This window comes from Actinosynnema sp. NPDC050436 (genome assembly GCF_040655415.1).
Classification (GTDB): Bacteria; Actinomycetota; Actinomycetes; order Mycobacteriales; family Pseudonocardiaceae; genus Actinosynnema.
Genome location: NZ_JBFAJV010000019.1, coordinates 51,100 through 72,917 on the forward strand (window position 1 = coordinate 51,100; position 21,818 = coordinate 72,917).

The window sequence follows — 21,818 nt, forward strand, 5'->3', positions numbered from 1 at the left end:
AACAAGTGGAGCCGCTGCTGCCTTACGTGGCCGAGTTGAACCTCGTGGACCATCACTGCCACGGGGTGCTGCGCGACGACCTCGACCGGACCGGCTTCGAGCAGATGCTCACGGAGGCGGACGTGGTCAGCCCGTGGGGCACCTCGCTGTTCGACTCGTCCCTCGGGTTCGCGGTCCGGCGCTGGTGCGCGCCCCTGCTGGACCTGCCGGCGCACGCCCCGCCGGACGAGTACGTGGCACGCCGGGCGTCACTGGGCGCGGCCGAGGTGAACCGGGCGTTCCTGGTCGCGTCGGGGATCACGGCGTTCCTGGTGGACGGCGGGCTGTGGCCGGAGCGGCTGCACGGGCCCTCGATGTTCACCGGATCCCGTGAACTCCCGGTACTCCGCTTGGAACGCCTGGCCGAAGAGGTGATCATCGAGGGTGTCACGGGGTTCCCGGACTCGGTGCGCCGGGCGTTGGAGAGCGCGCCGGCCGTGGCGGCGAAGTCGATCGCGGCCTACCGCGTCGGCCTGGCGCTGTCCGGGGATCGCCCGTCGGACGCCGAGGTGGTGGCGGCGTGCGAGCGCTGGGCGGCGGCCGGTGGCGGGCGGTGCGCCGACGAGGTGCTCTCCCGCTTCCTGGTGTGGGAGGCGCTGGACCGGGGCCTGCCGGTGCAGTTCCACGTCGGCTACGGCGACCGCGACCTGGCGCTGCACCGGGCCGACCCGTCGCTGCTGACCGACCTGCTGCGGGCGACCGAGCACCTGGGCGTGCCGATCATGCTGCTGCACAACTACCCGTTCCACCGGTCGGCCGGGTACCTGGCGCAGGTCTTCCCGCACGTGTTCGCCGACCTCGGCCTGGCCACCCACGCCCTGGGCCACCAGGCGAGCCGGGTGCTGGCCGAGGCGCTGGAGGTCGTTCCGTTCGGGAAGTTCCTGTTCTCGACCGACGCGTTCGGCCTGGCCGAGCTGTACCACCTGGGCGCGCTGTTCTTCCGGCGCGCGCTGTCGGACTTCCTGCTGGCGGGGATGCGTCGGCAGGCGTTCGGCGAGGCGGACGCGGTGCGCGTCGCTCACCTGATCGGGTCGGAAAACGCCCGCCGGGCCTATCGGCTGGACTGAACCGGCATCCGGTTGGCGTAGGATGTCGAACACGCGTTCGATGCCGTGTGCGGGAGGTGGTCCGTGGGTCGCAGCGCCAACCTGCCGCGCGGCCTGGTGGACCGGTTCCGGGCGCGGGACGGCCGGTGGCCGGACGACACCGGCTGCCCGATGTTGCACGTCGACATGGACGCCTTCTACGCGTCCGTGGAGATCAGGGACAACCCGGAGCTGGCCGGCAAGCCGGTGATCGTCGGCGGCACGGCCAACCGGGGCGTCGTGTCGGCGGCGAACTACCTGGCCCGCGAGTACGGCGTGCGCTCCGCGATGCCGACGGCGCTCGCCCGCCGGCTGGCACCGCACGCGGTGTTCGTGACGCCGAACTACGCCCGGTACCAGGAGGTGTCCCGGGGTGTGATGGCGATCTTCCGCGACATCACGCCGCTGGTCGAGCCGCTGAGCCTGGACGAGGCGTTCCTGGACGTCAGCGGCGCGCTGCGGCGGCTGCGGGCGACCCCGGGTGCGGTCGCCGAGACCATCCGGCGGCAGGTGGCCGAGGCCGAGGGAGTCACCTGCTCGGTCGGGGTCGCGCCGACGAAGTTCCTGGCCAAGCTCGCGTCCGGCCTGTGCAAGCCGGACGGCATGATGGTCGTGCCGAGGGCGTCGGTGCTGGAGTTCCTGCACCCGCTGCCGGTGTCCGCGCTGTGGGGCGTCGGCAAGCGCACCGCCGAGCAGCTCGACCGGGTCGGGCTGGAGACCGTGGCGGACGTGGCGGCGACCCCGCTGCCGAGGCTGCGCCGGGTGCTGGGGGTGGCGCTCGCGGAGCACCTGCACGCGCTGGCCCAGGGCCTGGACGACCGGCCGGTCGTGCCGTCGACCCGGGAGAAGTCGGTCGGTGCGGAGGAGACGTTCGAGGTCGACCACTTCGACCGCGAGGTGTTGCGGCGCGAGCTGCTGAGGCTGTCCGAGCGCTCCGCCGGGGCGCTGCGCGCACGCGGGCTGCGCGGCCGGACGGTGTCGATCAAGGTCCGGTTCGCGGACTTCACCACGATCACCCGCTCCAAGACGCTGCGGGTGGCGACGGACGTCACCCAGGAGGTCTACAAGACCGCGTCGACCCTGCTGGACGAGCAGGTGCCGCCCGGCGCGGTCCGGCTGATCGGCGTGCGGATCGAGCAGCTCGTCGAGGGGGAGGGCGGCGAGCAGCTGATGTTCGACGCGCCGGAACGCGGCTGGCGGGAGGCCGAGCAGGCCGCCGACCAGGCTCGCACCCGGTTCGGCCGGACCGCCGTGCGACCGGCGACCCTGCTGTCGCCCGCGCCGTCGCAACCCAACCTGCCCCAGCCCAAGCCCGACCGCTGACCGGTTCGGGCTCCCGACGTCCGCAGCGGGCCGTTCGGGTGGTGGATCGTCGTCCGCCGAACGTCGGGGTCGATCACCGGGCACCATCACGAGGTGGACCGGTTCTGGGGCTTGCTCACGCCCGCCGAGCACGCGGTGCTCAGCACGACGGGGACGGAGCGCGACTACGCCTCCGGCGCGGTGGTGTGCCACGAGGGTGAGATCACCAGCTACGTGCTGATCGTGCGGAAGGGCCTGCTCCGGGTCACCGCGACCACCGCGGCCGGCGGTGAGAAGGTGCTGGCGGTGCGCGGCGCGGGCGACATCGTCGGCGAGCGGTCCGCGATCGACGGCCGGCCCAGGTCGGCGACCGTCCGCGCGCTGGGCGCGGTGCGGGCCCTGGTGCTGACGGCGTCCGGGTTCGCGGCGCTGTGCCAGCGGCACCCGAGGATCGCGTGGGCCCTGCTGACCGTGATCGTGGCCCGGCAGCGCGACGCCGACCGGCAGCGCATCCAGATCAGCGGCACCGCGACGCAGCGCGTGGCGGCGGTGCTGATCGACGTGGCGCTGGAGCGCGGGATCGCCGACCAGGGCGCGGTGTCGCTGAGCCAGGAGGAGCTGGCGGGCATCGCGGGCACCTCGCGCGAATCGCTGGTGAGGGTGCTCCGCGCGCTGCGCGAGGAGGGCATCATCAGCACCGGGCGGCGGAAGATCGACATCCTGGAGGTCGACCGCCTCTACGACCTGACGATGTGATCGGCGGCCGTTGCCGGCCCGGTCACGGCCCGCGTCGACATCGATACGCGTTGTGCGTCATCTGACGCAGAAGATTCCGCTCCACCCCCCTACAAATGAGGTACGCCGAGCTCAGAGGGGGAGACCATGAACCACAAAGAGGAACCCGCGAGGTCGCGCCGGAAGTTCACCGAGCGCCTCGCCTGCACCCTCGTCTTCACCGTCGTCCAGCTCTGGGCCGCCGCCGTGATCCTGACCCAGTTGGACACGACGGGCCCCATCGCGCTCGCCGTGGCGCTGGTGCTGACCGGCGGCCTGGTCGCCGTGCACGACGCGTGGCGCGACGTGCGGGCCGGGCGACGTGAACTGGACGCCGGGATCAGGGAGGACCTGGTCCGGCTGTAGAGCCACCTGGCGGCCAATGAGGGGTGGTCGCCGTTCCCGGTGAGGTCTTCCGCAGGCGGTCGGGCCTGCGGAAGACCTCACTTTTTCGCGCGTGGACCGTCCGGCGCGTCGCGGGCTCGACTTGTCCACAGGCCGGATTCGCTGTCCACAGATCGTCCGACCACAGTCGACGGGCCGTCCACCACCGTCCATCGTGGACCCATGCACACGAACACCGAATCCCGCACCACGATCCGACTGGAAGCCCTGGCGGGCCTGTTCCCGCACCAGGTGGCCACCGCGACCGAGCTGATCAGCCTGGGCCTGCCCAATGACGAGCTGACCGCCCGCTGCCGCCCCGGCGGCCAGTGGCAGCACCTGGTGCCCGGGGTCCTGCTGTTAACCCGAAAACCGCCGAACCGCCGGCAGCTGATGCAGGCGGCCCTCCGCCACGCCGGTCCGGGGGCGCAGCTGACCGCCCTCGACGCCCTCCAACTGCACGGGTTGCGCGCCGTGCCGGTGGCGGGCCCGGTGCGGGTGCTGTCCGCCCGGCCGGTGGAGCCGGCACCCGAGGTGAAGGTGACCAGGGTCCGCGTGCTGCCGCCCCCGGTCCTGCGCCGGGGCTTCCTGACCGCTCCGCTGACCAGGGCGGCGGCTGACGCGGTCCGGGCGCTGCTGCCGGACCTGGAGGCGGTGCGCGCGGTGCTGACGGAGGTCGTGCGGCGGGGCGGGGTGCCGGTGGCCGACCTGGCGCGAGCGCTGGCCAGGGGAGCGGAGCCGGCGCAGAGGGTGCTGGCCGACCTGGCGGGCGGCGTGCGCACCGTGCCGCAGGCGTGGGCCAGGGCGCTGCTGACCGACCTGCGGCTGCCGCCGCCGACGTGGCACGTGGAGTTGGAGACGGACGGGGGAGTCGCCCTGGGCACCGCCGACGCCTGGTGGCCGGACCCGGGCGTGGTGTGGCAACTGACCCCGAACCCCGACGACCACCGCTTGGCCGCGGCCGGGATCGTGGTGGCCCGGACGACCCCGCACGAACTGCGCCACTCCCCGAGCACCGCCGTGACCGCCCTGCACAACGCCCACCGCCACGCCACCACCCGCCCCAGCCCCCTGGTGAGAGGAACCCGCATGACCACCAACTCCTGACCCGCCCCGCTCCAGTCCGCCCCGCTCCAGCCCGCCCAACCCCTGACCCGCCCACTCCCTCGCCTCGGACGCCCTCGGTCGGCCCTGCACGCCCGGGGACCTCCGCACCCGAGCGCCGCGTTCGGCCGGCGCGGTCGCCGCCAGGCCGGCCACGCGGGTGCCGACGACCGCGACCACCTTCGTCCCGTCGGCGGACGACTCGTCGGGGGACGGCTCGTCGGCGGACGGGTCGATCCGCACCGCCCGCCGGTCGCGTCCGCTCGCCGGGTCTCCGGCGCGCGGCCGAGGGGCGTGTGCGTGGTGCCCCGCTGCCGGCCGCCCGCGCTGCCCCGGTGCACGCCGGTGTACCCGAAGCTCGGCCGCAGCCGACCACAGCCGGCCGCAGCGCCAACCCCGTCCGGCAGGCGACAGGGGACGCCGAGCGGGCGGCTGGCGGTGGGCAGCGTAGGGCGGCCGGGGGTCGGGCGGGGTCGGGCGGGTGAGCCGCCGGGGGTTGGGAGCGTGAGCGGCCGGGCGGTGGTGGGCTGCGGCGGGCGGCCGAAGTGGCCGCCGGCGGCTGGCGCTGGTGGCTGCCGGCGGTGACCGTTGGTGGTGGGCGGGCGGCGGGTGACCGCTGGTTGGCCGCCTTTCGGCGGGCAGCTTCGTAGGTCCGAACCTGGGGCGGAGCGGGCGGTTCGCGTGGTTTGGGCGGTGTGGTGAGGGTCACGCCTCGCCCGTTCCGGTACGGCCGAAGGGTTGACAGATGACCTTTCGGGCTGCTTTCGCCGCCTTACGTCGGCCCTACCGTTGACCCGTGAGGATGATGGTGACCGAAGGAACCGCTTAGGGGCACGGACTGGGTAGTCGCCAAGCCCCGCGAATCGTATCCTGGTTGTGACGCCCCCAGGGTGGGGCGTCCGCCGGGACCGGCGGCAACCGTGAACACCCGGCGCCCGCGACCGCTGTGCCGGAGGAGGAGCCATGCCACTCTCCGAGCACGAGCAGCGACTGCTCGACCAGATCGAGCGCGCGCTCTACGCCGAGGACCCGAAGTTCGCATCCACCGTGCGCGGCGCCAAGCTGCGCAAACCGTCACGACGGCGTCGCATCCAGGGCATCGCTTTGTTCGCCGTGGGTGTGGCACTGCTGGTGACCGGTGTGATGTTGCCGAAGCTCGCTGGTATCCCGGTGGTGAGCGTGGTCGGCTTCCTGTTGATGTTCTTCGGCGTGCTGCTCACCGTGACGACACTCCGTCGTGGTGAGCAGGCTGCCGAGGAACCCAACGAAGAGGGAAGTCGGCCCAGCCGCAGCTCGTTCTCCCAGAAGATGGAAGAGCGTTTCCGTCGTCGCCTAGAGGACGAGTAGACGCCCCTGCCGACGCACCCGGCCCGCGCCCGCCCGATCGCCGACCCCGGTCGGATCGATCAACGGGAGGCGGGCCGTGCGTATGCCCGGAACATCCGCCCAGCACCGAGCAGCGTCCGTCCCTTGGGCCGTCACGCTCTCCGGGACCGTGGGGTGGAAGCACCTCGACACCGATGTGGCCCGCACCCGATCGGGTGCGGGCCACATCGGATGATGACGTCGGGGCCCGGCTAGTCGTCGGACTCCGGGGTGGTGTTCGGCTGGAGCACCGACCTCGGCAGGACCTTCGCCTTCAAAGCCAGCGGGGCGTTCCTGCTCAGGCTCCGGCGGACGTCGGCCACTGCTCGCGGCAGGGTCGGGTCGGCGTTGCCGTTCGCGCTGTACCAGGAGCGCTCGACCGCGCCCACCACCGTGCGCAGACCGTCCCGGCCCTGTTCATCCAAGTTGTGGACCCGGGCCATCCGGCGGGCCGCCACCCGGACGGTTTCCGTCGTCGGCACCCGCGTGCCCCGGTCCACCGACTCCGCCAGCAGCTCCTGCCACGCGGCCCCGGCCGCGTTCGGGCCCAGGTCGGCCACGGCTTGCAACCTCGCCCGGCGGCGCACCGCCCGGATCGCGGCCGGCACGGCGGCCACCTGGGCGACCAGCACCGGCACGGCGAGCCACCACGACAGCAGGGCCAGCGCCAACGTCACCGCCGCCACCCCGGCGGCCACCGCCAGGCCCGTCAGCGCCGGCAGGAGCCACCTCGGCCCACCCCCGCCCGCGCCGCGCCGGCTGCCCCGGCTCGACAGGGCCGCCGACAGGGCCGCGACCACCAGCACGCCGGCGGCGACCAGCAGGGCCACCAGGTGCCACGTCGGCGTCGGCGCGGCCTCCTCCGCCCCGCCGTCCTGGCCGGTGGCGTCGGGGGCGGCGGTGGTGCTGGTGGCGGTGGCGGCCGTGGTGTCGGTGGTCGTCGTCGTGGTGGCGTCGGTCGAGTCGGTCTCCTCGCCGTCCGGGCTCTGGCCCGAGATGTACGGCGGCACGATCGCGCGGCCGTCCGACAGCGGCGTCGGGTCGAAGACCATCCAGCCGTAGCCGGGGAAGTAGATCTCCACCCACGCGTGCGCGTCCTGCGTGGTGATGGTCTGGGCGTCGTTGGTGGGGAAGCCGGCGGTGAAGCCCATGGCCACCCGGGACGGCAGGCCGATCGACCTGGCCATGATGGCCATCGCCGACGCGTACTGCTCGCAGTAGCCCCTCTTGCCGGTGAACACGAAGTCGCGCAGGGCGTCGCTGGTCTGCGCGCTCGCCGTCTCCGTCGTGTAGGTGAAGCCGTTCGTGCCGTCCGTGAAGTACTTGTACAGCGCGGTGGCCTTGTCGAACGTGTTGCTCTCGCCCTTGGTGATCTCCCGCGCCAGGCTCCGCACGTCGGGCGACACGCCGGGGGCCTCCAGATAGACGTCCTCGACGTCGACCGCGCCGCTCGCCTTGCGCAACGCCTCGGCGGGCGGGGTCTTCAGCACCGTGTCCAGCCGGTACGCGCCCGCCTCGCGCGCCCGGACGCTGTAGACCATCCCGCGCACCGGGTCGTAGCGCCAGTTGTCCTCGACGTCCTGGAGCCGCCGGGGCCTGCCGTAGACCGGCAGCCAGTTGTCCAGCCAGCTCACCGGCTCGATGGTGACCTGGGAGACCTCGCCGCCGCCCGGGTCGCCGGGCTGGGCGGGCAGCACGCCGTTCGCGGCCACGCCGGTCGGCAGGTCGTCGCCCATCTTCCAGCCCTGGTCGGGGACGTACTCGCGCAGCGTCATCGCGCGCAGGTACGCCGACTCGCTCAGGCCCCGGACCCGGAACAGCTCCTTGGTGTTGCCCTTGTCGAGCATCCCGCGCAACTGCGTCATCGGGTCGAGGCCGAGCCGGTCCGCGCCGCCGCCGACCGCGTCACCGGTCCCGGGCAGCTTGCCGACCGTGCCGACCAGGGTGATGCTCGCGCCCGCGACCAGCGCGATCACCACGGCCATCGCCGCCACGGCGGTCGCCGCCGGGCCGGAGCCGCTCGCGCCGCGCTTGGGCAGCCTGCCCCGCCACGCCTGGTGCCGGTGCTGGCCGTCGACCGCGAGCAGCAGCGCGAACGCCGCCGCGCCGAGCACGAACGTCCACAGCGGCAGCATCTCGTCGGCCAGCGACGCGGGCACCGCGAACACACACAGCAGCACCAGGCCGGACGCGGCGGGCGCGGACGCGCCGACCGCGAGCAGGTCGACCAGGACGGCCACCAGGCCGATCGACACCATCACCAGGCAGCGCATGGCGTCGCTGTCGTCCACCGGCGGCACGCCGGTCTGCACCTCGGCGAACGCGTCGCCGAGCACCGAGCCCAGGTCGGCGATGGCCTGCGGGGTGGGGATCAGCACCAGGAACCCGGTGCGGGTGAAGATGGTCACCAGCAGGCTCGTCAGCGCGATCACCTGGCCGAACCCCACCAGCCCGGACGGCAGCCGGGTCGCGCGCAGCAGCACGCCCGTGCCCACCACGACGATGATCGCCACGGCCAGGTTCACCAGCCACAGCACACCGCCGATCACGCTCGACAGCGCGGTCGCCGCGCACAACGTCGCCAGGCCGGCCACCGCCGGCGTCGCGCTGACCACCCAGTTGCCCCCGGTGGCGGTCCTGCCGGTCACCTCTAGCCCACCTCCGTGCGCACCACGGGTCCGCGGTTGCCCGCGCTGTGGCACAGCTCTTGCCAGATCTGCCCCATCGGGGTCGACGGCCGCGCCACGACCGCTCCCCAGCCGGCCGCGCCGAGCAGCCCGCGCGCCTCGTCGGGGTCGGGTGCGGGGTCCTCGGTGGCCGCCGCCCACGCCCGCACGTCCAGCACCACGGCCAGGCTGCGCATCCCGCGCGGCCGGTTGCGCACCAGCGCGTCGACCACGGCGGGCGTGGAGCCGCCCAGGACCGCGATGACCTCCTGGCCCGCGCCCGGGTCCAGGCCCGCCGCCGGTTCGCGGCGGTGCGACGGCTGGAGCGCGGCGAGCGCGTCGAGCACCACCGCGTCGCTGTGCCCGCCGTCGCCGGTCCCGCCTGCGAGCACCCGGCCGTCGTCGCCGATCAGCCGCACCTGGTGCCCGAAGCGGTGCAGGTGCAGGCACACCGACGCGGCGAACGACACGGCCCACTCCAGCGACGAGCCGGGGCCGCTGCCCCGGTGCGCGGTCAGCCGGTGGTCCAGCAGCACGGTCGTGCCGCCGCGCCACGGCCGCTCCTCGACGCGGACCATCAGCTCGTCGCGCCGCGCGGTCGACTTCCAGTGCACCTTCCGCAGGTCGTCGCCGTGCCGGTACTGCCGGACGATGGCGTCGTCCTCGCCCTGACCGCTGCGCAGCCGGATCGAGCCGTCGTCGCCCGAGCCCATGCCGGAACCGCTGGGCAGGCCCGCCAGGCCGACCACCCGGGGCACCACGACCAGCCGGGAGCGGCCGGCCAGCTCGCGGTCGAACTCGGCCAGCCCGAACGGGTCGGTGACCCGCGCCATCAGCGGCCCGACCTGCTGGATGCCGCGCATGACCGGCTTGAGCGGGTAGCGCAGGGCGGTCACCGTGTTGCGCGGCAGCCGCTCGACCACGAACCGGGGCCGCGAGCCGAGCGCGTAGGGCACCGCGTCCTCCAGCAGCAGGCCGCCCGTGGGCAGCCGGCCGGCGGACCGCAGCTCGACCCGCACGTCGGTGGCGGACCCGACCTGCACCCGGCTGGGGAACAGGAACCGGGCGGCGTGCAGGCCGACCCGGGCCCGCTGCGCCAGCCAGGCCGCGAGCAGCGGCAGCGCGACCACGAACGCCGCGACGCGCAGCAGGTCGCGCTCGTTGAGCACGATCGCGCACAGGCCGGCGGCGATCCCGGCGGCGAGCAGGCAGCGGCCCCTGGTGGTCAACCCGGACAGGGCTGCGCGCATGTCAGCGGTTGGGGTGGTGGTTGTGCAGGAACTGGCCCGAGGGGTCCAGCGCGCCCTGCGGCACGGGGACCCGCTGGAGCAGCGCGCGCACCAGGTCGGCGGACGACCGGCGGGCGGCCTGGGCCTCGGCGGTCAGCACGAGCCGGTGCGCCAGCACGGGCACCGCGATCGCGTGCACGTCGTCGGGCACCACGAAGTCGCGCCCGGACAGCGCCGCCTGCGCCCGCGCGGCCCGCACGAGCTGGAGCGTGGACCTCGGCGAGGCGCCGAGCCGCAGCTCGGGCAGCCGGCGGGTGGCCCCGACCAGCTCGACGGCGTAGCGGCGGATCTCCGGCGACAGGTGCACCCGGCGGACCGCGTGCACCAGCTTGAGCACCTGGTCGGCGTCGGACACCGGGCGCAGGTCGGCCAGCGGGTCGTTGCCCGCGTGCTCGTCGACCATGGCCAGCTCCGCCTGCGGGTCCGGGTAGCCGATGGACACCCGCGCGGTGAACCGGTCGCGCTGCGCCTCGGGCAGCGCGTAGGTGCCTTCCATCTCGATCGGGTTCTGGGTGGCGATCACCATGAACGGCGCGCTCAGCGGGTAGGTGTTCCCGTCCACCGTGACCTGGTGCTCTTCCATGCACTCCAGCAGGGCCGACTGGGTCTTGGGCGACGCGCGGTTGATCTCGTCGCCCACCACGATGTTGGCGAAGACCGGGCCGGGGCGGAACTCGAAGTCGTTGTCCTGCCGGTTGTAGATGGACACGCCGGTGATGTCGCTGGGCAGCAGGTCCGGCGTGAACTGGATGCGGCTCACCGAGCAGTCGATCGACCGGGCCAGCGCCTTGGCCAGCGACGTCTTGCCCACCCCGGGCACGTCCTCGACCAGCAGGTGGCCCTCGGCCAGGAGGGTGACCAGGGCGACCCGGACCACGTCGGGCTTGCCGACGATGACCTTCTCGACGTTGGCCGCGATCCGGCCCACCACGGCGTGCAGCTCGGCGAGCACCTCGTCCGGCCGCGCCGGGGCCTGTGCCGGGTGCGCCGCGTGGTTCACGTGGTGGGGCCCACCGCCGCCGTACGAGTGCTCGGGCAGAGCGGCTGGCTGGGTACTCGGAGTCACTCGACCTCCCGAAGACCACCGCGACCGGTTCGCGGTGGCGGTGAGCGTTTCACGCAGTGTGTCAAACCATGGCGAAGCGCCATACACCGATTGAACAGTTTCGCGGGGGCGGATTCCACGCCCCTGGTGGACGAGCCGCTCCACCCCTCCTCCCACGATTCCCCACCTCGGGCCCCGCCGGACGTGTTTTGCCCGTTTTCGCTGCGCCGTTCGGGTGGGATTCGGGCCGGTTCGCCTCACCCGCCGAGGTGGAGGTGCGCCACGTCCCCCACCGCGCCCCACGCCGGCCATCTTCGCTCTACCTGCGTAAACGCTCGTCGGCGTGAGGTGCGACCACCCGTTTCCGCGTTGACTGTGGAGAAAAGTGGGGTACTGTGGCGGCCGGTGGGGCAGACGGGGGCCCCACTGCCGGTTCACCATCCGGCCGCGGGAGGTGGGTTGCCGTGTTCCTGGGCACGCACCACCCCAAGCTGGACGACAAGGGCCGGTTGACGCTGCCTGCGAAGTTCCGGGACGCGCTAGCGGGGGGTCTCATGGTCACCAAGGGCCAGGACCACTGCCTCTACGTGTTCCCGAGGGCCGAGTTCGAGCAGATGGCGCGCAAGGTCGCGGATGCTCCGTTCACCAACGAGGCCGTCCGCGCCTACCAGCGCTACCTGTTCGCGGGTACCGACGAGCAAAGGCCGGACGGCCAGGGCCGGGTGTCGATCGCACCGGAACTGCGCCGGTACGCGGGGTTGACCAAGGAGTGCGTGGTCATCGGCGCGATCAACCGGCTGGAGATCTGGGACGCGCAGGCGTGGCAGCGCTACCTGGACGAGCACGAGGACAGCTACGCCGAGGCTCGTGAGGAGGTGCTGCCGGGCGTCTTCTGAGTACGGGCTTGAACGCAGGAGCTCTCGGGTGCCGTGAGGCCTCGGTCCGCTCGGCTTTCGGCCCTGGCGCACCTTCCCCGGCGCCAGGTCCGACGGGCGGGCGGGGACCTGACGACACCCGATTTTCTTGTGGCCGGTGGGGGTAGGTGCGTGGGAGAGGACATGGTGGAGCGAGCGCGGCACGTGCCGGTGCTGCTCGGCCGCGTCCTGGACCTGCTGGCACCCGCGCTGGCCGACCGCGACGCGGTGTTCGTGGACTGCACGCTCGGGCTCGGCGGCCACTCGGAGGCGGTGCTGGAGGCGCACCCGCGCGTCCGGCTGATCGGCCTGGACCGCGACCCGCAGGCGATCGCCCTGTCCCGGGAGCGGCTCGCGCCGCACGCGGACCGGGTCACGTTCGTGCAGACCACCTACGACGGGATCGCGGACGCGGTCGACGGCCCGGTGGACGGCATCCTGATGGACCTGGGCGTCTCCTCGCTCCAGCTCGACGCCGAGGAGCGCGGTTTCGCCTACTCCCGGGACTCCCCGCTGGACATGCGGATGAGCGCCGGGACCGGGATGACGGCCGCCGACGTGCTCAACGAGTACTCGGTGGACGACCTGACCCGCATCCTGCGCGACTACGGCGAGGAGCGGTTCGCCCGCAAGATCGCCGGCGCGGTGGTGCGCGAGCGCGTCCGCGAGCCGTTCACGACCAGCGGCCGGCTGGTCGAGCTGCTCTACGACGTGGTGCCGGCGGCGACCAGGCGGACCGGCGGCCACCCGGCGAAGCGCACCTTCCAGGCGTTGCGGATCGAGGTCAACGGCGAGCTGGAGTCGCTGCGGCTGGCGCTGCCGGCAGCGCTGTCCGTGCTGGCCGTGGGCGGCCGGATGGTCGTGGAGAGCTACCAGTCGCTGGAGGACCGGATGGTCAAGCGCGCGTTCGCGCCGCTGGCCGTCTCGCGCACCCCGCACGGGCTCCCGGTCGAGCTGCCCGGCCACGGCCCGGAGCTGACGCTGGTGACCAGGGGCGCCGAGGTGGCCAACGAGCAGGAGATCGAGGACAACCCCAGGGCCGCGCCGGTTCGGCTGCGCGCCGTCGAACGCATCCGGGAGGCGTCGTGACCGCACCCGCACGGTCCAACGGCGTGCCGTCGTCCCCGGCGAAGCCCCGCGAGCGGGCGCTGAAGTCGGTCCCCGCCCGGTCGAGGTCGGCCGCGGCGGAGCGGGCCTACGCCCGGCGCGCGCAGCGGTCCGCCCCGGCGCGCAAGCCGGCGGTCACCCGGCGGCCCTCGGTCGCGCCCAAGGCCCCGTTCGTGGTCATGGTGATGGTCGTGCTGGGGGTGGGCATCGCGGCGATCATGTGGCTGTCCACCCAGGCGGCGGCCGACTCCTACCGGCTCCAGGACGCGCGGGCCGAGGAGACCGGGCTGGCCCGGCAGGTCGAGCAGCTCCGCCAGGAGGTGGCGCTGGCCGAGTCGCCGCTCAAGCTCGCCGAGGCGGCGGCGAAGCTCGGCCTGGTGCCGGCCGGCGACCCGGCGCGGCTCAAGCAGCTGCCGGACGGCTCGGTCGAGCTGTACGGCAAGCCCTCGGAGGCCAAGGCCCCGGAGCCGCCGCCCGCCGAGACGCCGCCCGCCCAGGACGGCCAACCGGACCCGAACGCCCAGCAGCCCCCGACCCAGGCCGGCCAGCCGGACCCGAACGCGCAGCAGCCCGGCCAGGACGGGCAGCAGGCGGCCGGGGGCCGGTGATGCCGGTGCGCTCCGGTGCCCGGGTCGCCGGGGCGGGCCGGGCGGCCGGGCCGGCGGGGCGGGACACCCGGTGGACGCCCACGCGGTCCGTGGGCCGGTACGCGGCTAGTGCTGGAGGTTCGTGATGCCAGGGCCCAGTCGGGGCAGGCCCGCTCGGCGACCGCTGTCGGTGCGCGCCCCGGCCAAGCGGCGGCGCGGCAACAGCCGGGTGCGGATGGCCGTCGGCCGGCTGCTGCTGGTCGGCGCGCTGGTGCTGGCGGGCGCGCAGCTGGTGAAGGTGCAGGTCTTCCAGGCGGAGGCGCTGTCCGCGCAGGCCGAGAAGCAGCGCGCCACCTTCATCGACATCCCGGCGGCGCGCGGCTCGATCACCGACCGCAACGGCAACCAGCTCGCGTTCAGCATCGAGGCGAGCGCGCTGTACGCGGTGCCGCAGATGACCCGCGAGAAGTGGGCCAAGGCGTACGAGGCGAAGCCCGAGATCGGCACCTACGAGGACTGGGCGCGCGAGGTCGCCAAGTTCGTCCAGGAGACCCTGGGCAGCGAGGTGCAGGGCCAGAAGACCGACGAGCAGACGATCTATGGGATGCTCACCAAGGACACCACCTACATCGAGCTGGTGGAGAACGTCGACCCGGGGAAGGCGTCGGCGATCACCGAGAAGTACAGCGACATCGGCTCGGAGTACCGGGCGGTGCGGGTCTACCCGAACGGCGAGCTGGCGTCCAACATCGTCGGCGCGGCGAACTGGCGCAAGGACCAGCAGCCGCCCGCCACGCACGGCCTGCTCGGCCTGGAGAACTCGCAGGACAACCTGCTGGCCGGGCGCAACGGCCAGCGGGTGGTGGACACCATGCAGGGCGGCAACGTGGTGATCCCCGGCCCCGGCCGGTCCCGCGAGCTGGCCGCCGCGACACCGGGCCGCAGCCTGGAGCTGACCCTCGACGTGGACACCCAGTACGCGGTGCAGCGGATGATCACCGACTACACGGCCAAGTCGGGCGCGAAGAGCGGCTCGGCGGTGGTGCTGGACGTGAAGACCGGCGAGATCCTGGCGATGGCCAACGACAAGACGTTCGACCCGCTCAAGTTCGGCCAGGCGACCGACGAGCAGACCCGCAACACGGCCGTGTCGTCGCTGTTCGAGCCGGGTTCGGTGAACAAGATCGTCACCGCCGCCACGGCGGTGGAGGACGGCGTGGCCAAGCCGGACGACGTGCTGACCGTGCCGTACACGATCAAGTTCGCCGACCGGACCATCAAGGACGCCGTCGAGCACCCCACCCAGGACATGACGTTCACCGGGGTGTTCGCCAAGTCGTCCAACGTCGGCACGCTGATGACCGCGCAGAAGATCGGCGAGGACCGGTACGCGGAGATGCTGACCAAGTTCGGGCTCGGCAAGCGCACCCAGTCGGGCGTGCCGGGCGAGGAGTCCGGTTCGGTGCCGCCGCGCAACCAGTGGTCCGGCTCGACGTTCGGCAACCTGCCGATCGGGCAGGGCCTGAGCGTGACCCTGCTGCAGATGACCGGCATGTACCAGGCGATCGCCAACGACGGCGTGCGCGTCCCGCCCCGGATCATCCGGGCCGAGGTGGACGCCAACGGCGCGCGCAAGGAAACGCCGAAGCCCGAGACGACCCGCGTGGTCAGCCCGCAGACGGCGAAGACGGTCCGGGACATGTTCCGCGCGGTGGTGCAGAAGACGCCGGGGGAGCCGGACCAGACCGGCACCGGCCCGTCCGCCGCGCTGCCGGGCTACCAGGTCTCGGGCAAGACGGGCACCGCGCAGCAGGTCGACAAGAACTGCGCGTGCTACAGCCAGAGCGAGTACTGGATCACGTTCGCGGGCATCTTCCCGGCGGACAACCCGCGCTACGTGGTGGGCCTGATGCTCGACGCGCCCACCGGCGACCCCAAGTACAGCCAGTCCGCCGCGCCGCTGTTCCACGACATCGCCTCGTACCTGTCGCAGCGCTACCAGGTGCCGCTGTCGGCGGAGCAGAGCCCGGTGGTGCCGCTGGTCCTCTGACCGGCCCGGGTGCGCACGGCACCTGTGGTGGTGTCGCGGGGGTCGTGCAAAACGTTTGCGCGCCATCACGCCGGAAGGGGCACCGCCGCGCGCCTCCGGCTGTGTGCAGGCACCACGTTCGCCCGCCACTGCGCCGGACGTTCACGCGTGACGGCGGGCGCAGTGGCGCGAATCTCCCGCGTCGTGCCGGAAATTCCACAGAACCGGTGGTCGGCGGCGGTGTGCGGCACGGTCCGGTGTGGCCCGCGCGGGTGGTCGGGCGAATGTCGCAGGGGCTGTGGTGGACGTGGTGGGTGGCCACTCTCCGTGCGCCGGTAGCCTTCCGCGCGTGCCTGCCAAGCTTGAGGGCAAGGTCGCGACCGCCCCGCCTCGCCCTTCCCGCGTCCAGCCCGTTCCCGTGTCCGAGCTCGCCTCCACAGTGGACGCGCACCTCACCGCGCCCGACCGGGCGCACGTGCTCGTCGGCGGTGTGACGCTGCGGGCCCAGCACGTGCGGCCCGGCGACCTGTTCGCCGCGCTGCCCGGCGCACGCGCGCACGGGGCCGACTTCGCCGACCGGGCGCTGTCCCTCGGCGCGGTCGCCGTGCTGACCGACGAGGTGGGTGCCGCCAAGCTCGCCGCCGACGTGCCGGTCCTGGTCCACCCCGACCCGCGCGCGGTGCTCGGCGTGCTGGCGTCGCGCGTCTACGGCGACCCGTCCACCCGCCTGGCGATGCTCGGCATCACCGGGACCTCCGGCAAGACCACCACCAGCTACCTGGTGGAGTCCGCGCTGCGGGCGGCGGGCCGCACGACCGGCCTGATCGGCACGGTCGAGACCCGGATCGCCGGCGAGCGCCTGGACAGCGCCCTGACCACGCCCGAGGCCCCGGACCTGCACGCCCTGCTCGCGGTGATGGAGGAGCGCGGCGTCACCGACGTGACCATGGAGGTCTCCAGCCACGCGCTGCGGCTGGGCCGGGTCGGCGGTGTCGGGTTCGCGGTCGGCGCGTTCACCAACCTGTCGCAGGACCACCTGGACTTCCACCCCGACATGGAGGACTACTTCCGGACCAAGGCGCTGCTGTTCGACGGCCGCGCGGCGGTCGAGGTGGTCTGCGTGGACGGCGAGTGGGGGCCGCGCCTGGTCACGCCCGACACGGTGACCGTGTCCACCACCGGGGACGCCGCCTGGACCGCCTCGGACGTGCGCGTGTCGCCGACCGGCGAGCAGCGGTTCACCGCCAGGGGCCCCGACGGCCTGGAGATCCCGGTCGAGCTGCGGCTGCCCGGCGACTTCAACGTGGCCAACGCGCTGCTGGCGATCGCCTGCCTGCACGCCCGGGGCGTCGAGGTCGACGCGATCCGGCGCGGCCTCGCCGAGGTCCGCGTGCCCGGCCGGATGCAGCGGGTGGACGAGGGCCAGGACTACACCGCCGTCGTGGACTACTCGCACAAGCCGCAGGCGGTGGCGCTCGCGCTGGACGCCGTCCGCGCCCGCTCGACCGGCCGGGTCATCACCGTGCTGGGCTGCGGCGGGGACCGCGACACCGCCAAGCGCCCGCTGATGGGCGAGGCGGCGGCGCGGCGCAGCGACGTCCTGGTCGTCACCGACGACAACCCCCGGGGCGAGGACCCGGCGGCGATCCGCGCCGCGATGCTGGGCGGCGCGCTGGCGCTGCCGGAGGCCGAGCGCGGCGAGGTCGTCGAGATCGGCGACCGGGGCGACGCGATCCGGCACGCCGTGTCGCTGGCGCGCGCCGGGGACGTGGTCGTGGTCGCCGGCAAGGGGCACGAGACGGGCCAGGAGGTCGCGGGGGTCGTGCACCCGTTCTCCGATGTCGACACCCTGGCCGAGGCCATCAGGAAGGTTCGCCGATGATTCCGCTCAGCCTGGCCGAGATCGCCGAGGTGGTCGGCGGCACCCTGCACAACACCGACGGCTCGCCCGTGGTGACCGGCTCCGTCGAGTTCGACTCCCGCCAGGTGGGCGAGGGCGCGCTGTACCTGGCGCTGCCCGGTGCCCGGGTCGACGGCCACGACTTCGCGGCCGAGGTGGTGGCGAAGGGCGCGGCGGGCGTGCTGGCCGGACGCCCGGTCGACGCCCCGGCGGTGATCGTGCCGCCGGTGGAGACCGGCCACGGGAACTCCTACGTGCTCGCCGACGACTCCGACGGCGCGGGCGCGGCCGTCCTGGCGGCGCTGGCGAAGCTGGCCCGGCACGTGGTCGACCGGCTGCCCGACCTGACCGTCGTGGGCGTCACCGGCTCGTCCGGCAAGACCACCACCAAGGACCTGATCGCGGCCGTGCTCGCCCCGCTGGGCGCGACGGTCGCGCCGCCCGGGTCGTTCAACAACGAGCTGGGCCACCCCTGGACGGTGCTGCGCGCCGACGCCGACACCCGGTTCCTGGTGCTGGAGCTGTCCGCGCGCGGCACCGGCCACATCGCCGACCTGTGCCGGGTCGCGCCGCCGAAGGTGGGCGTCGTGCTCAACGTGGGCAGCGCGCACCTGGGCGAGTTCGGCTCCCGCGAGGGCATCGCGCAGGCCAAGGGGGAGCTGGTCGAGGCGCTGCCCGCCGACGGCGTGGCGATCCTCAACGCCGACGACCCGCTGGTCGCCGGCATGGCCCCCCGCACGGCCGCGAAGGTCGTGCTCGTCGGCGAGAGCACCGCCGCGCGGGTCCGCGCCGCCGACACCGCGCTGGACGACCGGGCGCGCGCCGGCTTCCGCCTGATCACGCCCGACGGCGAGGCCGACGTGCGGCTGGCCGTGCACGGCCCGCACCAGGTCGGCAACGCCCTGGCCGCCGCCGCCGTCGCCCTGGAGCTCGGCGCGACGCCGCAGCAGGTCGCGGACGCCCTCGGCAGCGCCGAGCGGGTCTCCGCGCACCGCATGGCGGTCCACGAGCGCCCGGACGGCGTGACCGTCGTCAACGACGCCTACAACGCGAACCCCGAGGCGGTGCGCGCGGCCCTCAAGTCGCTCGCCACCATCTCGCGGTCCACCACGCCGGCCCGGCGCAGCTGGGCCGTGCTCGGACCGATGGCCGAACTCGGTGCGGACCACGTCCGCGCGCACGACGAAATCGGCCGCCTGGCCGTCCGCTTGGACATCAACAAGCTGGTAGTGGTCGGGCCGGACGCCCGCCCGATGCACCAGGGTGCTCACCTGGAAGGATCATGGGGCGAAGAGGCGGTCCTGGTGCCGGACGTGGCGGCTGCCGTGGAACTGCTCCGCGAGCAGGTGCGTCCCGGTGACGTCGTGCTGGTGAAGGCATCCAAAACTTACGGCCTGTGGCGGGTTGCCGAGGCCCTTCTGGAGGCGGTCGGCAAGTGAAGAGCATCCTCATCGCGGCGGCCATCGCGCTGATCGCGTCGATCATGCTGACGCCGTACCTGATCAAGATCTTCTCGCGGCAGGGCTTCGGCCAGGAGATCCGCGAGGAGGGCCCGCAGAGCCACAAGACCAAGCGCGGCACGCCCACCATGGGCGGCGTGGCGATCCTGGTGGCGATGTGGCTGGGCTACCTCGGCGCGCACCTGGTGAACTCGATGTCCGCGTCCGCGCAGGAGCAGACGCCCACCGCGTCCGGCCTGCTGGTGCTGATGCTGACCACGTCGCTGGGCATCGTCGGCTTCCTGGACGACTTCATCAAGATCCGCAAGCAGCGCAACCTCGGCCTGAACAAGACCGCGAAGCTGGTCGGCCAGTTCGTCGCCACGATCATCTTCGCCGTCCTGGTCATGCAGTTCCCGAACAAGGACGGCCTGACCCCGGCGTCGGTGAACCTGTCGTTCGTCCGCGACATCGCGGTGGTCTCCTTCGGCGTGGTCGGGTTCGTGGTGTTCTGCTACGCCGCGATCAGCGCGTGGTCCAACGCGGTGAACCTGACCGACGGCCTGGACGGCCTGGCCGGCGGCACGTCCGCGATGGTGCTCGGCACCTACGTGGTGATCAGCTTCTGGCAGTTCCGCTACAACTGCTCGAACCTGCTGGTGGCTGGCTGTTACGACGTGCGCGACCCGCTGGACCTGGCGCTGGTGGCCGCCGCCGCGATGGCCGGCTGCATCGGCTTCCTGTGGTGGAACGCCGCGCCCGCCAAGATCTTCATGGGCGACACGGGCTCGCTGGCGCTGGGCGGCCTGGTGGCCGGCCTGTCGATCGCCACCCGCACCGAGCTGCTCATGGTCGTGATCGGCGGCATCTTCGTGGTCGAGGCGCTGTCGGTGGTGTTGCAGGTCGCGGTCTTCCGCACGTCGAGGCGAAGGCTCTTCCGGATGGCCCCGTTCCACCACCACTTCGAGCTGGCCGGGTGGGCGGAAACCACGGTGATCATCCGGTTCTGGTTGATGGCCGGCATGTGCTGCATGTTGGGCCTGGGCCTGTTCTACAGCGAGTGGCTGACGGCGGCGGGGAGCTGAGCGTGGGGTTCCTGGCCGGCCGCGACGTCCTGGTCGCCGGCGCGGGCGTGACCGGCCGGTCCGCCGCCGAGGCGCTGCTCGCGGCGGGCGCGTCGGTCGTGGTCACCGACGGCAGCGCCGAGCGGCTGGAGGCCCTGGAGCCGCTGCTGCCCGGCGTCGCGCTGGTGCCGGGCCTGGTCGCGCCGCCGCCGGGGGTGGAGCTGGTGGTGACCAGCCCCGGCTGGCGGCCGGACAGCCCGCTGCTGCTGGCCGCAGGGGCGGCGGGCGTCGAGGTGGTCGGCGAGGTCGAACTCGCCTGGCGGATGGGCCTGGAGCTGGCCGACCCGCCCGCGTGGCTGGCGGTGACCGGCACCAACGGCAAGACGACGACGGTCGGGATGCTGGAGTCGATCCTGCGGGCGGCCGGGATCGACGCGGTGGCGTGCGGGAACGTCGGCCTGCCGGTGGTGGACGCGCTGCTGGCCGGCCACCGGGTGCTGGCCGTCGAGCTGTCGAGCTTCCAGCTGCACTGGTCGCCGTCGGTGCGGCCGGCGGCGGGGGTGCTGCTCAACCTCGCCGAGGACCACCTCGACTGGCACGGCTCGTTCGAGCGGTACGCGGAGGCCAAGGCCCGGGTGCTGACCGGTGAGGTCGCGGTGGCCGGCGTGGACGACCCGTTCATCGCCGGGCTGCTGGACGCCTCGACGGCACCCGTGCGCGTCGGCTTCACCCTGGACGCGCCCGAGGAGGGCCGGCTCGGGGTGGTGGACGGGAACCTGGTGGACCGGGCGTTCGGCCCGGACGCGGTGCTGGCGGCGGTCGCGGACGTGAGCCCCGGCGGGCCGCCCGGGATCGCGGACGCGTTGGCGGCGGCGGCGCTCGCACGGGCGCACGGCGTGTCGGCGGAGGCCGTGCGGCAGGGGCTGCGGGACTTCCGGCCCGGCGCGCACCGGGCGGAGTTCGTCGCCGAGTCCGGTGGCGTGCGGTACGTGAACGACTCGAAGGCCACGAACCCGCACGCGGCCGAGGCGTCGCTGCGGTCCTACGACAGCGCGGTCTGGATCGCCGGCGGTCTGCTCAAGGGCGCGTCGGTGGACGACCTGGTGCACGCCGTGGCGCACCGGCTGCGGGGCGCGGTGCTGATCGGCGCGGACCGCGAGGTGCTCGCCTCGGCACTGGCCCGCAACGCGCCCGACGTGCCCGTGGCGGTGTTGGACGACGCGACCATGGTGGACGCGGTGCGCGCCGCGCGGTCCATGGCGCGGGCGGGCGACGCGGTCGTGCTGGCACCGGCGGCGGCGTCGATGGACATGTTCAGCGACTACGCGCACCGGGGCAGGGCGTTCGCCGACGCGGTGGTGGAACTCGCGGGTCACAGGCGCGCGTAAGGCGTCGCCGAGTAGATGCTGTCGGGGTCTTTGAGGAATCGCTGAGCGCGCTCGATCGTCGGGCACGGCCACGCTTCCCGCCCGAGTCGACCGTCGATCCAGGTGGCCGGGCACCCCAGGCACAGGCCGTGGTGGTCGGCCCGGTGCGCGGTGACGGTACCGCGCAGGGCGGCGACCAGGCGCGGCACCTCGGTGCGGGCAACGGCCAGGACGGTGTCGTCGTCGGTGTCGTCCTCGCTGGTCAGGAACTCGACGGCGTCCAGGTAGCCCAGCATGTCCTGCCGGAGCAGGTGGAGCGCGTGCGCCAGCGCGGCGTTGATGGTGGTCATGGCAGGAC

At 73.5% G+C, this 21,818-nt stretch carries 18 protein-coding genes; 14 read left to right on the top strand and 4 right to left on the bottom strand.

From position 1 onward, the window contains the following. Positions 1-5: 5 nt before the first annotated feature. From AB0I60_RS32855 to AB0I60_RS32880, 6 genes are all read left to right on the top strand, one after another. Positions 6-1,106, top strand: a complete 1,101-nt coding sequence (locus tag AB0I60_RS32855; protein WP_360736844.1) for an amidohydrolase family protein — start codon at positions 6-8, stop codon at positions 1,104-1,106. Between the two features lie 63 nt (positions 1,107-1,169). Further along, complete coding sequence (locus tag AB0I60_RS32860; RefSeq protein WP_360736846.1) at positions 1,170-2,447, top strand: DNA polymerase IV; 1,278 nt, start codon at positions 1,170-1,172, stop codon at positions 2,445-2,447. A 93-nt stretch (positions 2,448-2,540) separates the two neighbouring features. Further along, positions 2,541-3,182, top strand: a complete 642-nt coding sequence (locus tag AB0I60_RS32865; protein WP_360736849.1) for a Crp/Fnr family transcriptional regulator — start codon at positions 2,541-2,543, stop codon at positions 3,180-3,182. Between the two features lie 126 nt (positions 3,183-3,308). Beyond that, positions 3,309-3,566 (top strand): hypothetical protein, encoded by a 258-nt coding sequence (locus AB0I60_RS32870; RefSeq protein WP_360736851.1) that lies wholly within the window; start codon positions 3,309-3,311, stop codon positions 3,564-3,566. A gap of 201 nt (positions 3,567-3,767) precedes the next feature. Continuing rightward, a complete protein-coding gene (locus AB0I60_RS32875) occupies positions 3,768-4,691 on the top strand; it encodes a hypothetical protein (protein WP_360736854.1) in 924 nt (307 codons plus the stop codon). A gap of 960 nt (positions 4,692-5,651) precedes the next feature. Further along, positions 5,652-6,035 carry a DUF3040 domain-containing protein gene (locus AB0I60_RS32880; protein ID WP_360736857.1) on the top strand — a complete coding sequence of 128 codons (384 nt, stop codon included), beginning with the start codon at positions 5,652-5,654 and terminating at the stop codon, positions 6,033-6,035. A gap of 230 nt (positions 6,036-6,265) precedes the next feature. Here AB0I60_RS32880 and AB0I60_RS32885 read toward each other — a convergent pair whose 3' ends face one another. From AB0I60_RS32885 to AB0I60_RS32895, 3 genes are read right to left on the bottom strand one after another with little or no spacing between them, the layout of a single operon-like run. Beyond that, positions 6,266-8,701, bottom strand: coding sequence for a DUF3488 and transglutaminase-like domain-containing protein (locus AB0I60_RS32885; RefSeq protein WP_360736859.1), 2,436 nt, complete (start codon positions 8,699-8,701; stop codon positions 6,266-6,268). A gap of 2 nt (positions 8,702-8,703) precedes the next feature. Then, complete coding sequence (locus tag AB0I60_RS32890) at positions 8,704-9,969, bottom strand: DUF58 domain-containing protein (RefSeq protein ID WP_360736861.1); 1,266 nt, start codon at positions 9,967-9,969, stop codon at positions 8,704-8,706. 1 nt (position 9,970) lies between these two features. Further along, positions 9,971-10,960, bottom strand: a complete 990-nt coding sequence (locus AB0I60_RS32895; protein WP_360737033.1) for a MoxR family ATPase — start codon at positions 10,958-10,960, stop codon at positions 9,971-9,973. Between the two features lie 557 nt (positions 10,961-11,517). On the opposite strand from AB0I60_RS32895, the gene mraZ reads away from it, so the two are divergent. The 8 genes from mraZ (at position 11,518) to murD (ending at position 21,481) form a co-directional block, all read left to right on the top strand. Further along, entirely contained in the window at positions 11,518-11,949 is a 432-nt protein-coding gene (gene mraZ, locus AB0I60_RS32900) for a division/cell wall cluster transcriptional repressor MraZ (RefSeq protein ID WP_184690528.1), read from the top strand. A gap of 162 nt (positions 11,950-12,111) precedes the next feature. Continuing rightward, positions 12,112-13,056 (top strand): 16S rRNA (cytosine(1402)-N(4))-methyltransferase RsmH, encoded by a 945-nt coding sequence (gene rsmH, locus AB0I60_RS32905; RefSeq protein WP_360736865.1) that lies wholly within the window; start codon positions 12,112-12,114, stop codon positions 13,054-13,056. Then, positions 13,053-13,682, top strand: coding sequence for a hypothetical protein (locus AB0I60_RS32910; RefSeq protein WP_360736868.1), 630 nt, complete (start codon positions 13,053-13,055; stop codon positions 13,680-13,682). Before rsmH ends, AB0I60_RS32910 begins: the two co-directional genes overlap by 4 nt. A 124-nt stretch (positions 13,683-13,806) precedes the next feature. Further along, the gene (locus AB0I60_RS32915) at positions 13,807-15,711 is read left to right on the top strand and encodes a penicillin-binding protein 2 (RefSeq protein WP_360736871.1); all 1,905 of its coding nucleotides are present in this window, start codon (positions 13,807-13,809) and stop codon (positions 15,709-15,711) included. 328 nt (positions 15,712-16,039) lie between these two features. Further along, on the top strand, positions 16,040-17,572 hold the full coding sequence (locus AB0I60_RS32920; protein ID WP_360736874.1) for a UDP-N-acetylmuramoyl-L-alanyl-D-glutamate--2,6-diaminopimelate ligase: 1,533 nt from the start codon (positions 16,040-16,042) through the stop codon (positions 17,570-17,572). Further along, entirely contained in the window at positions 17,569-19,029 is a 1,461-nt protein-coding gene (gene murF / locus AB0I60_RS32925) for a UDP-N-acetylmuramoyl-tripeptide--D-alanyl-D-alanine ligase (RefSeq protein ID WP_360736876.1), read from the top strand. The genes AB0I60_RS32920 and murF overlap by 4 nt, the downstream gene beginning before the upstream one ends. Beyond that, a complete protein-coding gene (gene mraY, locus AB0I60_RS32930; protein ID WP_360736878.1) occupies positions 19,026-20,114 on the top strand; it encodes a phospho-N-acetylmuramoyl-pentapeptide-transferase in 1,089 nt (362 codons plus the stop codon). The genes murF and mraY overlap by 4 nt, the downstream gene beginning before the upstream one ends. Positions 20,115-20,116: 2 nt before the next feature. Continuing rightward, a complete protein-coding gene (gene murD, locus AB0I60_RS32935) occupies positions 20,117-21,481 on the top strand; it encodes a UDP-N-acetylmuramoyl-L-alanine--D-glutamate ligase (RefSeq protein ID WP_360737036.1) in 1,365 nt (454 codons plus the stop codon). On the opposite strand, the gene AB0I60_RS32940 is transcribed toward murD, so the two are convergent. After that, on the bottom strand, positions 21,466-21,810 hold the full coding sequence (locus AB0I60_RS32940) for a hypothetical protein (RefSeq protein WP_360736880.1): 345 nt from the start codon (positions 21,808-21,810) through the stop codon (positions 21,466-21,468). The two genes, murD and AB0I60_RS32940, sit on opposite strands and share 16 nt — an antisense overlap. Positions 21,811-21,818 lie beyond the last annotated feature (8 nt).

Excerpts from the sequence above, each read along its gene's own strand:
- AB0I60_RS32870 (WP_360736851.1), top strand. The coding sequence starts at position 3,309 with ATGAACCACAAAGAGGAACCCGCGAGGTCGCGCCGGAAGTTCACCGAG.
- AB0I60_RS32875 (WP_360736854.1), top strand. The coding sequence starts at position 3,768 with ATGCACACGAACACCGAATCCCGCACCACGATCCGACTGGAAGCCCTG.
- AB0I60_RS32880 (WP_360736857.1), top strand. The coding sequence starts at position 5,652 with ATGCCACTCTCCGAGCACGAGCAGCGACTGCTCGACCAGATCGAGCGC.
- AB0I60_RS32890 (WP_360736861.1), bottom strand. The coding sequence starts at position 9,969 with ATGCGCGCAGCCCTGTCCGGGTTGACCACCAGGGGCCGCTGCCTGCTC.
- rsmH (WP_360736865.1), top strand. The coding sequence starts at position 12,112 with ATGGTGGAGCGAGCGCGGCACGTGCCGGTGCTGCTCGGCCGCGTCCTG.
- AB0I60_RS32915 (WP_360736871.1), top strand. The coding sequence starts at position 13,807 with ATGCCAGGGCCCAGTCGGGGCAGGCCCGCTCGGCGACCGCTGTCGGTG.
- murF (WP_360736876.1), top strand. The coding sequence starts at position 17,569 with ATGATTCCGCTCAGCCTGGCCGAGATCGCCGAGGTGGTCGGCGGCACC.
- AB0I60_RS32940 (WP_360736880.1), bottom strand. The coding sequence starts at position 21,810 with ATGACCACCATCAACGCCGCGCTGGCGCACGCGCTCCACCTGCTCCGG.